This window comes from Xanthobacter variabilis, from assembly GCF_043831965.2.
In the GTDB taxonomy this organism is placed as follows: domain Bacteria; phylum Pseudomonadota; class Alphaproteobacteria; order Rhizobiales; family Xanthobacteraceae; genus Xanthobacter.
In genome coordinates this window covers 3,048,300-3,060,409 of record NZ_CM195533.1, presented here as the reverse complement: position 1 = coordinate 3,060,409, position 12,110 = coordinate 3,048,300, and the positions used below count along the sequence as shown (strand labels likewise).

The 12,110-nt window shown below is 67.2% G+C and carries 10 protein-coding genes and 1 tRNA gene; 2 read left to right on the top strand and 9 right to left on the bottom strand.

The annotated features are described in order from the left end of the window. Positions 1 to 9: 9 nt before the first annotated feature. Positions 10 to 86, top strand: a tRNA-Arg gene (locus tag V5F26_RS13290). 55 nt (positions 87 to 141) lie between these two features. On the opposite strand, the gene yhdJ is transcribed toward V5F26_RS13290, so the two are convergent. Beyond that, the gene (yhdJ, locus tag V5F26_RS13285; protein WP_394057072.1) at positions 142 to 1,032 is read right to left on the bottom strand and encodes an adenine-specific DNA-methyltransferase; all 891 of its coding nucleotides are present in this window, start codon (positions 1,030 to 1,032) and stop codon (positions 142 to 144) included. A gap of 251 nt (positions 1,033 to 1,283) precedes the next feature. Here yhdJ and V5F26_RS13280 point away from each other — a divergent pair, with 251 nt between their 5' ends. Next, the gene (locus tag V5F26_RS13280; protein WP_394946146.1) at positions 1,284 to 2,234 is read left to right on the top strand and encodes a DMT family transporter; all 951 of its coding nucleotides are present in this window, start codon (positions 1,284 to 1,286) and stop codon (positions 2,232 to 2,234) included. 13 nt (positions 2,235 to 2,247) lie between these two features. On the opposite strand, the gene serA is transcribed toward V5F26_RS13280, so the two are convergent. The 8 genes from serA to V5F26_RS13240 form a co-directional block, all read right to left on the bottom strand. After that, complete coding sequence (gene serA / locus V5F26_RS13275) at positions 2,248 to 3,834, bottom strand: phosphoglycerate dehydrogenase (RefSeq protein WP_394946145.1); 1,587 nt, start codon at positions 3,832 to 3,834, stop codon at positions 2,248 to 2,250. Between the two features lie 166 nt (positions 3,835 to 4,000). Next, positions 4,001 to 5,176 carry a phosphoserine transaminase gene (locus tag V5F26_RS13270; RefSeq protein WP_234050209.1) on the bottom strand — a complete coding sequence of 392 codons (1,176 nt, stop codon included), beginning with the start codon at positions 5,174 to 5,176 and terminating at the stop codon, positions 4,001 to 4,003. A gap of 461 nt (positions 5,177 to 5,637) precedes the next feature. Beyond that, entirely contained in the window at positions 5,638 to 7,836 is a 2,199-nt protein-coding gene (locus tag V5F26_RS13265) for a cation:proton antiporter domain-containing protein (RefSeq protein WP_394946144.1), read from the bottom strand. Positions 7,837 to 8,108: 272 nt separating this feature from the next. After that, positions 8,109 to 8,714, bottom strand: coding sequence for a 3-isopropylmalate dehydratase small subunit (gene leuD / locus V5F26_RS13260; protein ID WP_234050207.1), 606 nt, complete (start codon positions 8,712 to 8,714; stop codon positions 8,109 to 8,111). 71 nt (positions 8,715 to 8,785) lie between these two features. Next, positions 8,786 to 9,346, bottom strand: coding sequence for a cytochrome b (locus tag V5F26_RS13255; RefSeq protein WP_394057080.1), 561 nt, complete (start codon positions 9,344 to 9,346; stop codon positions 8,786 to 8,788). 61 nt (positions 9,347 to 9,407) lie between these two features. Further along, positions 9,408 to 9,860, bottom strand: coding sequence for a metallopeptidase family protein (locus tag V5F26_RS13250; protein ID WP_394946143.1), 453 nt, complete (start codon positions 9,858 to 9,860; stop codon positions 9,408 to 9,410). Positions 9,861 to 10,312: 452 nt separating this feature from the next. Continuing rightward, entirely contained in the window at positions 10,313 to 11,740 is a 1,428-nt protein-coding gene (gene leuC, locus V5F26_RS13245; RefSeq protein ID WP_394057148.1) for a 3-isopropylmalate dehydratase large subunit, read from the bottom strand. Between the two features lie 106 nt (positions 11,741 to 11,846). Further along, positions 11,847 to 12,047, bottom strand: coding sequence for a hypothetical protein (locus V5F26_RS13240; RefSeq protein WP_509210509.1), 201 nt, complete (start codon positions 12,045 to 12,047; stop codon positions 11,847 to 11,849). Positions 12,048 to 12,110: the final 63 nt, after the last annotated feature.

Below are 12,110 nucleotides of genomic sequence, written 5' to 3'. Positions count from 1 at the left end.
TCAGGCTTCGGCCCCGTAGCTCAACTGGATAGAGCACTCGCCTTCTAAGCGAGCGGTTGCGTGTTCGAGTCACGCCGGGGTCGCCACTTCTCACCGCAGGATTGATGCCGGCTGCGGGTACACGCTCCAAACCGGGCCGATTCAAGCTTCATCGGGCGCACTGTCGCCCGCCCCCAAGGCGCACTGCGGCACCACGGCGCCGCGCTCGTACTTGGACCGGTTTTTGGTCTTGCGCGGCTTCGCCTTGGCCAGCTCCTCGGGCGCATAATCGGACGGCAGCTCCAGCCGGCGCAGGCCAATCTTCACGTAGGCCTCATTGAGATCGATGCTGATGGACCGCCGCCCGAGCCGCCGCGCCACAGCCCCCGTGGTGAAGCTGCCGGCAAACGGGTCCAGAACCAGATCCCCCGGCCGACTCGACGCGCGGATCATGCGTTCCAGCAGCGCCTCGGGCTTCTGGGAGGGGTGATTCTCGTATTCCCCCATGCGGAACCGCACGCGCGGCATGCTCCAGACGTTTCCGGGCACCTTCTCACGGCTGTAGGGGGCCGGAGGCTCCTTGCGATAGTCGATCAAGGCGCGGCGCGCTCCGGTCTTGGCCTCCACCTTGATGTCATCGGCATTGAAGGTGTAGGCGCCACGGTCCACCACCATGTGCAGAATCGGCTCCCACATGGAGCCGAAGAAGCGCCGCGCCTGCACGCCGGAGCTGTCATAGGCCCAGACAATGCGGGAGAGGATGAAGAACCGCTCCCGGCAATAGAGGTCGAGATGCGGCATCATCTGCGTGGCGGCCATGAGATAGAAGCTGCCGTCGGCCTTCAGCACCCGCCGGCATTCATCGATCCAGCGGCCGCACCAGGCCAGGTACTCCCCTTCATCTCGCCGGTCCCGCAGGCCGTCGAAGTCCTTGCCGATATTGTAGGGCGGGTCGGCGAAGACGAGGTCGACGCTGCCGCTTGCAATGCCCGCCAATGCGTCGAGGGCATCGCCATGGATGATGGCGTGCTCCTGCGATCCGAAACTGCGCATGCCGCCCCTCCCCCACCGGCCGTGTTCCCGTGCGGACTTTAGCTGCCAAACCCTGCGACACCACGGCTTCGTGTCACGCCTCGGCGACAAATGGAGGCCTGCCATGCGCCAGCCGCAGAACGGAGGCTTCCGCTTGGTCCTTGAACTGCATACCGGTTTGGCCGATCAGGTGCCTTCAAAGCATGCGGCCCCCTCGCGAGGTGCCGCCGCGGTGGCGCCTGCCGGAGCGTCGCCGGCAATCGGGAGGAAACATGTCGGCTCCCCTGTCCCTGCGCCGCCTGTTCGATGCGCCCTACCTTCTGCTGTGCCTCACCTCCTTGCTTTGGGCGGGTAATTTCGTGGTGGGGCGCTATGTGGCGGGCCATGTGCCGCCCCTGTCCATGGCCCTGGTGCGCTGGGTGGGGGCTACCCTCATCGTGCTGCCCTTCTCCTATCGGCAGGTGATGCGTGACTTGCCGCTGATTCGCGCCCATTTCTGGTCGCTGCTGCTGCTGGCGGCGACCGGCATCTCCTGCTTCAACGCCATGAGCTATTATGCGTTGCAGTATACGGAGGCGCTGAACGGCCTGCTGCTGCAGTCCATGGCTCCGCTGCTGGTGGGGCTGTGGAGCTTCGCCCTGTTCCGGGATCGGCTGAGCCTGGGGCAGGCTGCCGGCGTGCTCACGTCCCTGTGCGGGGTGCTGCTTATCATCAGCCGCGGCGAGGTGGACACCCTGCTGCACCTCAAGCCGAATGTCGGCGACGTGTGGATTCTCGTCGCGCTGCTGATCTACGCCTTCTATGCGGCCATCCTGCGCACCCGGCCGCCGCTCGGCGGGCTGTCGTTCCTCACGGTGATCATGGCCATGGGCGCGGTGCTGCTGATGCCTTTCGGGCTGTGGGAGGCCTGGAGCGGGCGGGTGCTAGTGTTTGATACCCAGTCGCTGCTGGCGCTGCTCTATGTGATGATCGGTCCCTCGCTCATCGCCTATCTCTTCTTCAACCGGGCGGTGGAGCTCGTGGGCGCCAACGCCTCCGCGCCGTTCCTGCACCTGATGCCGGTGTTCGGCACGGGGCTGGCGATCGCCTTCCTCGGAGAGCGCGTGGCCTGGTTCCATCTGGGCGGCTATGCGCTGGTCATCAGCGGCATTGCGCTCGCCACCTTCGCCGCGCGGAATGCCCGCAAGGCGGGGGCCTCGGAAAAGCCCGACAAGCCGACCTGACGCGCGTTCGCCCTCAGAAGCGCAGCGCCCGCACCTGTTTCACCTGGGGCAGAGACTGGGCGCGCGCCAGCAGGTCCGGCGGCAGGAGATCGTCCACGGCGAGCAGCGCGAGCGCATCGCCGCCGGCGCGCTCACGCCCCAGCACGAAAGTCGCGATATTGATGCCCGCTTCGCCCAGCAGGCTGGCGAACTGGCCGATGAAGCCCGGCTTGTCCTCATTGGTCACGTAGACCATGGAGGGCGCGAACTCCACGTCCACCTTGATGCCGTTGACGCTGACCATGCGCGGATGCCCGTCCGCGAAGACCGTTCCGGCCAGTATCCGCCGCTCGCCCGCGCTCTCCGCCGCCAGGGTGATCAGGCTCTCGGGGTCGCCGATGGCGGCGCGGGTGGCCTCTTCGATGGCGATGCCCCGTTCCCGGGCGATCGAGGGCGCCGAAACGAGGTTCACCTGCTGCAGCATGGGCCGCAGCAGCCCGGCCACGGCGGCGGCGGTCAGCGCCTTCAGGTTCATGCCCGCCACCGCCCCCTCATAGGTCAGGGTCACGCTGCGGATGTCGGCGTCCGCCAGCTGCCCGGCAAAGGAGCCGAGCTTTTCCGCAAGGGCCAGATAGGGCCGCAGTCGGGGCGCCTCGTCGGCCGAGATGGACGGGAAGTTCACGGCGTTGGAGATGGCGCCCGTCAGCAGATAATCACTCATCTGCCCGGCAATCTGGAGCGCCACATTCTCCTGCGCCTCCACCGTGGCGGCGCCCAGATGCGGCGTGCACACCACATTGTCGCGGCCAAACAGCGGGCTCGCCACGGCCGGCTCTTCCTCGAACACATCCAGCGCCGCGCCCGCCACCTGCCCGCTGCTCAGCGCTTCGGCCAGCGCGGCCTCATCCAGCAGGCCGCCGCGGGCGCAATTGATGATGCGCACGCCCCTTTTCATACGAGCCATGTTCTGCGCCGAGAGGATGTTGCGCGTCTTGTCGGTGAGCGGCGTGTGCAGGCTGATGAAATCCGAGCGCGCCAAAAGCTCGTCCAGCTCCACCTTCTCCACCCCCAGGGCAAGTGCCCGGTCGACCGAAAGGAACGGGTCGAACGCGACCACCTTCATCTTCAGGCCCAGCGCCCGGTCCGCGACGAGGGATCCGATGGTCCCGCAGCCGATGGCCCCCAGCGTCTTGCCCGTGAGCTCGACACCCATGAAGCGGTTCTTCTCCCACCTGCCGGCCTGGGTGGAGACATCGGCCGCAGGGATCTGCCGCGCCAGGGCGAACATCAGCGCGATGGCGTGCTCGGCCGTGGTGATGGAGTTGCCGAACGGCGTGTTCATCACGATCACGCCACGGGCGGTGGCCGCCGGCAGGTCGATATTGTCGATGCCGATGCCCGCGCGCCCCACCACCTTCAGCCGCGTCGCACGCGCCAGGATCTTCGCCGTCACACGCGTGCCTGAGCGGATGACGAGGCCATCATAGGCGCTGATGATTTCCGCCAGCCGCTCCTTGTCGCGGCCGAGATCGGGGTGCACGTCCACCGCAATGCCGCGATCTGTGAAGATGCGGATCGCAGCCGGCGACAGCTTGTCCGATATGAGGACACGGGGTGCCATTGAGGACGCTCCGTTGATCGCGGGGCCCCGGCGGCACGCCCGCCGGGCCTCGCACGCGGGGTGCAGGGACCCGCTCCCGCCAGCGCAGGGGCATGGACGCGGCTTCCGCCCGCAAGGCGCGCGGAAGCCCGGATGATGATCGGGCGGCTCTCCGCCGTCCGGCCCCTTAAGCCGCCTGGGGCAGCGCGGCCTTTGCCTCGTTGAACGCCCAATCGAGCCAGTGGGTGAGCGCCTGAACGTCGGAACGCTCCACCGTCGCGCCACACCAGATACGCAGGCCGGGAGGCGCATCGCGATAGGAACCGATGTCGTAGGCGATGCCGCCCTTCTCGAGCCCGGCGGAAATGGCCTTGGCGAAAGCAGCCTGAGCCTCCGCCGGCAGCGCCGTCACGTCCGGATCCACAACGCGCAGGCACACGGAGGTGTTGGAGCGCGTGAGCGGGTCCTTCGCCAGGAAATCCACCCAGGGCGTCACCGCCACCCACTGGGCGATGGCCTCGAAATTCCGGTTCGAGCGCTCCTGGAGCGCCGACAGGCCGCCCACATTGCGCGCCCATTTCAGGGCATCGAGATAGTCTTCCACGCACAGCATGGAGGGCGTGTTGATGGTCTCGCCCAGGAAGATGCCTTCCATGAGCTTTCCATTCTTTGTGAGCCGGAAAATCTTCGGCAGCGGCCAGGCGGGCTTGTAGGTCTCGAGCCGCTCCACCGCGCGCGGCGAGAGGATGAGCATGCCGTGGGCGCCCTCGCCCCCCAGCACCTTCTGCCAGGAGAAGGTGACCACATCGAGCTTGGAGAAGTCGACCCGCTGCGCGAACGCCGCCGAGGTGGCATCACAGATGGTGAGGCCCTGGCGATCGGCCGGGATCCATTCACCGTCCGGCACCATCACGCCCGAGGTGGTGCCGTTCCAGGTGAAGACCACGTCATGGCTGAAATCGACGCTGGAGAGGTCCGGCAGCTCACCATAACCGGCGGTGATGGCGCGCACATTGTCGAGCTTGAGCTGCTTCACCGCATCGGTGATCCAGCCCTCGCCGAACGATTCCCACGCCAGCATGTCCACCGGGCGCGCGCCCAGCAGCGACCACATGGCCAGCTCCACCGCCCCGGTATCGGAGGCGGGCACGATGCCGATGCGGTAATCGGGCGGCACCTCCAGCACCTCGCGGGTGAGGTCGATGGCCTCGCGCAGCTTGACCTTGCCGACCTTGGCGCGATGGGAGCGCCCCAGCGGTGCGTCGGCGAGCGCCTCAAGCGTCCAGCCGGGACGCTTGGCGCAGGGGCCCGAGGAAAAATTGGGATTCGCCGGACGCGTGGCCGGAGCGGGATTCACGGTCATATTGCCATCCTTCCAGATGAACGCCTCCCGTTGGGGGGAGGTGGCCCGCGCAGGGCGATACGCCCGCGCGGCGGAGGGCGTCAAGGCCGGCGACACGCGCCCGCCCGCATGGCAGCCCCCTCCATCGCGGGGCCGCAAGGCGCTCCATGCGGCGGCGCGGCACGGGGTCTACATGAATCCGGCCCGGGTGAATAAGGGGCGGGTGAACACGGCCCAAATGCGAGAGCGGCTGACCGCTCTCGCGCCACCTTGCCCCAATCCGCGTCAGGACAACGCCTCAGTGCCATTGCCTGACGCACGTCGCCGGTCTCCGGCAGCGTTCTGCACCCTGCAGCTGCAACGCAGCCACGGAGCACGGACACCGGGAGGCTCGCCCCCAATGAGCGGAGAGGCGGTTGCCGCACGGGCCGCGTCACCGAGGCGCGAAGCTGGGCCTCTCTTTTCGCGACAGACGACAGGACCTAGCGGTCATTCGCCGCTGCGGCCTGCGGCGCGCGGACCTCGCCCTTCCCGACCCCCGCCGCAGACGGGGTCTCGCCCCCTGAAGCCTCCGGCGCAGCGCCCTTTTCTGCAGGGACTTCCTCGGGCTTTTCCTCGGGCTTTTCCCTGGGCTCCGCCTCTTCAGGTGCCGCGGCGGGCACCGTGGCGTCCGCCCTCGGTTCAGAAGCATGGTCCTGGGTTGGCTCGCCCTCGGCACCATCATGACCGGCCGGCACCTGCGCGGCCTCCGGCTGAGGCTTGGCCTCGGCGCTGGCGGCGGGCAGCACCTGCCCCAGCATGCCCCGCGCCACCTCGCGCTCGCCCATGATGATGAAGTCGGCGCCGGTCTGGCGCAGGCGCTCCACCTCCTCGTCCGAATGGGCTCGCGCGATGATCTCGATGTCCGGATTGACGGCACGGGCCTTCTTCAGCACGCCGCTCGCCTCGAAGCCATTGGGAATGGCCAGGATGAGGCGCTTGGCACCGGCGACATTGGCGGCGGTGATGGCGGCGGGCGAGGCCGCATTGGCGTAGACCACCTCGAATCCGCCGGCGCGCAGCTCCTCCACCGGGTCTTCCTGATCCTCGATCACCAGCAGGGGCACCCCCGCCGCCTTCAGCCCCTCGGCCACCAGACGGCCCACGCGGCCATAGCCCACGAGGATGGTGTGGTCCTCCTTGTCGGTGACCTGGAGCGCCTCCAGATCCGGCTCGGTGTCCCCGGCCTCAACGGCATCTACGGTGGCCTCGCCTGCCGCCTTGGCCGCAGCCTTCGCCGTCTTTGCGGCAGCCTTGGCCTGAGCCTTTGCTTCAGCCTTCGCCTCGGCCTTTGCCTCTTTGGCCAGCGCCTTTGCGGTCGCCTTCGCCGCCTCGGCCTCGGTCATTGCCTCGCTCTTGGCTTCCAGCTTGGCGGCCTTGGCCTCCGCCTTCTCCTGCTTGCGGGCCACCTCGCGCGCCACGTCCTGCGCCAGCTTGCGGGCGCGGATGCGGTCCAGCACCAGGAAGAAGAAGGGGTTGGCGAGAATGGAGATGATGGCCGCCGCCAGGATCAGGTCACTGCCCTCCTTCGGCAGCAGGCCGAGGCTCATGCCCAGGGCCACCAGGATGAAGGAGAATTCGCCGATCTGCGCCAGGGACGCGGAGATGGTGAAGGCCGTGAGGCGGGCATAGCCGAACAGGCGCACCAGCACGTAGGCCGCCACAGACTTGCCCACGAGCACGATGGCGAGCGTGGCGAGCAGGGGCAGCGGCCTGGTGATGATGATCTCCGGGTCCACCAGCATGCCCACGGACACGAAGAACAGCACGGCAAACGCGTCGCGCAGAGGCAGCGTTTCTTCCGCCGCGCGATGGGAGAGAGGCGACTCGCTCAGCACCATGCCGGCGAAGAACGCGCCCAGCGCGAACGACACGCCGAACAGCTTGGCCGAGCCGAATGCCACCCCCAGCGCCACCGCCAGCACCGCGAGGCGAAACAGCTCCCGCGAGCCGATATGGGCCACCCAGTTCATGACGAACGGGATCACACGCCGGCCAACCACCAGCATGAAGACCACGAAGGCCACGACCTTGCCCAGCGTGACGGCGATGGACGTCCACACGTCCATGTGGCCGAACCAGTCGGCGGCGGCTCCCGTCTCCGCCGGCTTACCGCCCAGCGCCTCTGACAGGGCCGGCAACAGCACCAGCGCGAGCACCATCGCCAGGTCCTCGACGATGAGCCACCCCACCGCGATGCGCCCCTGCTCGCTCTCGATCATGCGCCGTTCCTGCAGCGCGCGCAGCAGCACCACCGTGCTCGCCACCGACAGAGCGAGGCCGAACACCAGCCCGCCGCCAATGCCCCAGCCCAGCACGTGCGCAAGGCCCATGCCCATGAGCGTGGCCACGCCGATCTGCAAAATCGCGCCGGGCACCGCAATGGCCTTCACCGAGAGCAGATCGCGCAGCGAGAAATGCAGACCCACGCCGAACATCAGCAGGATGATGCCGATCTCGGCCAGCTCTTCCGCCAGATGCTGATCGGCCACGAAACCAGGCGTGAAGGGGCCCACCATGATGCCGGCGACGAGGTAACCCACCAGCGGCGACAGGCGCAGACGCTGCGCCACAGCCCCGAAACCAAAGGCGAGCACGAAGGCCCCAACGAGGGTCGCGATCAGCGGCGTGTCGTGGGGCAAGCCTCACCTCCGGAGAAACGAAAAAACAAAAGGCCCGGCGCACGCCCCCCTGGCGCACGGCCGCCCAAATGCAGGAATGGCTACAGAGTAAGGGAAAGCCGTGACGGGTCCAGCTTTTCCCACAAGAATCGACGCAGTGCCGCAGCAGACAGGCGGCACGACCTGGAAATCCGATTCCGGTGACGAAGGCGCGTCAGCGGCACCGGAAGGCGCTGGAAAACGAAAAAGGGCACCCCCGGGGGTGCCCTTCATCATGCGCGAACACGGAGCGTTCAGAGCCAGGGGCGCTCGGCCCCCTTGGCCGCCTCATAGGCAGCGATGGCGGGCGCCTTCTGGAGCGTGAGGCCGATATCGTCGAGCCCTTCCAGCAGGCAGCGCTTGCGGAAGGGGTCGATCTCGAACTTCACCTTGCCACCATCGGGGCCAAGGATCTCCTGGGCCGCCAGATCGACGGTCAGTGTCGCGTTGGCGCCGCGCTCGGCATCCTCGAACAGCTTGTCGAGGTCCGACTTCGACACCACGATGGGCAGGATGCCGTTCTTGAAGCAGTTGTTGTAGAAAATATCCGCGAACGAGGTGGAGATCACGCAGCGGATGCCGAAGTCGAGCAGCGCCCAGGGGGCATGTTCACGCGACGAGCCGCAGCCGAAATTGTCACCCGCAACCAGGATCTTCGCCTTGCGATAGGCCGGCTGGTTGAGGACGAAATCGGGGTTCTCCGACCCGTCTTCCTTGTAGCGCATCTCCGAGAACAGGCCCTTGCCGAGGCCGGTGCGCTGGATGGTCTTCAAATACTGCTTGGGGATGATCATGTCGGTATCGACATTGACCAGCTTCATCGGCGCCGCGACGCCTTCCAGAACCGTGAACTTCTCCATGGGAACTACCCTCGTTCGAATCTTTGCCATGCGCGCCAGATCACTCCGGCGCGCCAAATTCCAGAGCGGCCTCAGGCGCCCTCGCCGCGCTGCGGCAGCATCCGCTTCAGCACGTCATCCTTGAGCACCACATGGTGGGCGATGGCCGCCGCCGCGTGCAGCAGCGCCAGCAGCACCAGGCCATTGGCCAGCACCTCGTGCACCTCCTTCACCGTGCCGGCGAACGCGCGGTCCACGGGCACCGGCGACGGGATGGTGAAGAGCGAGAAGAAGGTAACGGCATCACCCCGCAGAAAGGCGAGATAGATGCCCACCAGCGGCGTGACGATCACCAGCAGATACAGCAGCCCGTGCGCCGCCTCCGACGCCAGCGCCACCGGACGGCTGATCTGCCGCGACGGCCCCGGCATGGGACCGAAGATGCGCACCGGCACGCGCAGCGCCAGAACCAGCAGCAGAAACAGGCCCACCGAAATGTGGGTCCACCAGATCCACGCCCGCTCCGGCGTGCCGCGCGCGAAGAACGCCTCGAGATATGTCACGCCATAGACCACGATCACCGCGAGCACGGTCAGCCAGTGCAGGGCCCGCGGCAGGGCCGGATAGCGCGTCAGGGAAGGATCGACGGGCATAGGAAAGTTCCTTGTTCGGACCCGCTGCGGGCCTCGACTCCAATGGGCTCCAGCATGGCGCTTAATCCGCCTGCTCTTCAACGGTGGCCATGTCGTCGTCCGACAGGCCGAAGTGATGGCCGATCTCGTGCACCAGCACATGGGTGACGATATCGCCCAGCGCCTCCTCGTGCTCGGCCCAGTAATCGAGGATCGGCCGGCGATAGAGGAAGACCATGTTCGGCATCTGCCCGGTCTGCGTCAGCGCCCCACCCTGGGCCTGGCCCACGCCCTGGAACAGGCCCAGCAGATCGAAAGGGGTTTCCGCGCCGAGGGCGTCCAGCACCTCATCGGTGGGAAAATCCTCGATCACGATCACCACATCGGCGCACAGCCTGCGGAATTCGGTCGGCAGATGGGTGAAGGCCTCATGGGCCAGTGCCTCCAGGTCCGCCAGCGTCGGCGCCTCAAGGCGAGCCCATGAGCGCGCGGGCATGGCGCGGGTGCTCTCCCCGGATTTCGCTTTGGCCGACATCCCCTGCTCCTTGAGCCCAAACCCACGCGGGTCAGTTCCCGTCGAATACGAAGCACGTGCGGGACAAGATGTTTGCGATGCACATCTTGGTCATCACGGCGCCGTGAACTTGAGGAACACCAGAAGGACGACACCGTTTGGGGGCGCCCCGCTCCATTATGGTTAAGGAACTCTTAATCTTCTCCACCGTTGAGGCGGCAGACAGAGATCAGGAGAACCACCATGCTTCGCAAGCTTGCGGTCGCCGGTGCCCTGGCGACCATCCTTGGAATTGCTGCCTTTTTCGCCCCTCACGAAGCCACGGCGACGGCTTCCGCCTTCACCGCCGCCACGCCCGCCTGATCGGGACCGCCGGGGCGCGGGTAGCATTGACCGCGCGCGATCACGCTGTTGTGACGGGGCGACGTGCCATTTGAGATGGCGCGTCGCCCGCGTGCAACAGCTGCTTGACCTCAACCCGCCTTGGGGAACGAGCGCACGTCCACGAAGTGGCCGGCGATGGCCGCCGCCGCCGCCATGGCGGGCGACACCAGATGGGTGCGCCCCTTGAAGCCCTGGCGGCCCTCGAAATTGCGGTTCGAGGTGGAGGCGCAGCGCTCCTCCGGCTTCAGCCGATCGGCGTTCATGGCCAGGCACATGGAGCAGCCCGGCTCGCGCCACTCGAAGCCGGCGGCGGTGAAGACCTTGTCGAGGCCCTCCGCCTCCGCCTGCTCCTTCACCAGGCCAGAGCCGGGAACCACCATGGCCGACACGTTCGGATTGATGGTGTGGCCGGCGACGATGGCCGCCGCGGCGCGCATGTCCTCGATGCGGCCATTGGTGCAGGAACCGATGAACACCCGGTCGATGGCGATATCGGTCATCTTGGTGCCGGCGGTGAGGCCCATATAAGCGAGCGCGCGCTTCTTGGCTGCCCGCTTCACCTCGTCCGCGATCAGCTCCGGATCGGGCACCACGCCTTCCACCGAGATCACGTCCTCAGGGCTGGTGCCCCAGGAGACGATGGGCGGCAGGTTGGCGCCGTCGAGGCGCACCTCATGGTCGAATACCGCGCCCTCATCGGTGCGCAGGGTCTGCCAATAGCGCAGAGCCGCTTCCCAGGCCTCGCCCGTCGGCGCCTTGGGGCGGCCCTTGAGATATTCGAACGCCTTCTCGTCGGGGGCGATCAGGCCGGCGCGGGCGCCGCCCTCGATGGTCATGTTGCACACGGTCATCCGCCCTTCCATGGAGAGGGAACGGATGGCCTCGCCCGCGAACTCCACCACATAGCCGGTGCCGCCGGCGGTGCCGATGGTGCCGATGATGGCGAGGATGACGTCCTTGGCGCCCACGCCTTCGGGAAGCTTCCCGTCGACGGTGACGCGCATGTTCTTCGCCTTCTTCTGGATCAGCGTCTGGGTGGCGAGCACGTGCTCCACCTCGGACGTGCCGATGCCATGGGCGAGGGCGCCGAACGCGCCGTGGGTGGAGGTGTGGCTGTCACCGCAGACGATGGTGGTGCCTGGCAGGGTGAAGCCCTCTTCCGGGCCCACCACGTGCACCACGCCCTGACGCTTGTCGAACGCGTCGTAGTACTCGACGCCGAATTCCTTGGTGTTCTCGGCGAGAGCCGCGATCTGGGCGACGCTCTCCGGGTCGGGGTTCGGCAGGGTGCGGTCGGTGGTGGGCACGTTGTGGTCCACCACGGCCAGGGTCTTCTCGGGCGAATGCACCTTGCGGCCGGCCATGCGCAGACCTTCGAACGCCTGAGGGCTGGTCACCTCGTGCACCAGGTGGCGGTCGATATAGAGCAGGCAGGTGCCGTCTTCCTGACGCGCCACCACGTGGTCGTCGAAGATCTTGTCGTAGAGGGTGCGCGGGCTGCCGGCGGGTGCGGTCATGGCAGGAGCGGTCATGGGTCGTGTCCTTGGGTCTTAAGCCGAGTTGAGGCCGGCGCGCGCGATGGCGGCCGATCCGAATGCGAAAGGCGGAAGAGAGGGTCGCGCGTCAGCGCGCAAGCACGGCCGAGGCGGCGGTGGTGAAGCGGCCGAAGAAGCGGCCGGGCAGGCGCACGTGGTCCGGCACCGCCGCGAATTCCATGGTGGTGCGCGCGAACGGCCCGGCGGCGCAGAAGGCCGCCCGGCTCAGGCTCGTGAAAATGGCGCACACATTGGACATGGCGGGTTTGTAGCAGTTCCACGCTTCCACGACAATCGTGCGGTGCGGGATCCCGCACTGACATCGTCGTGTCATGCTCCGTCGCGATACCTT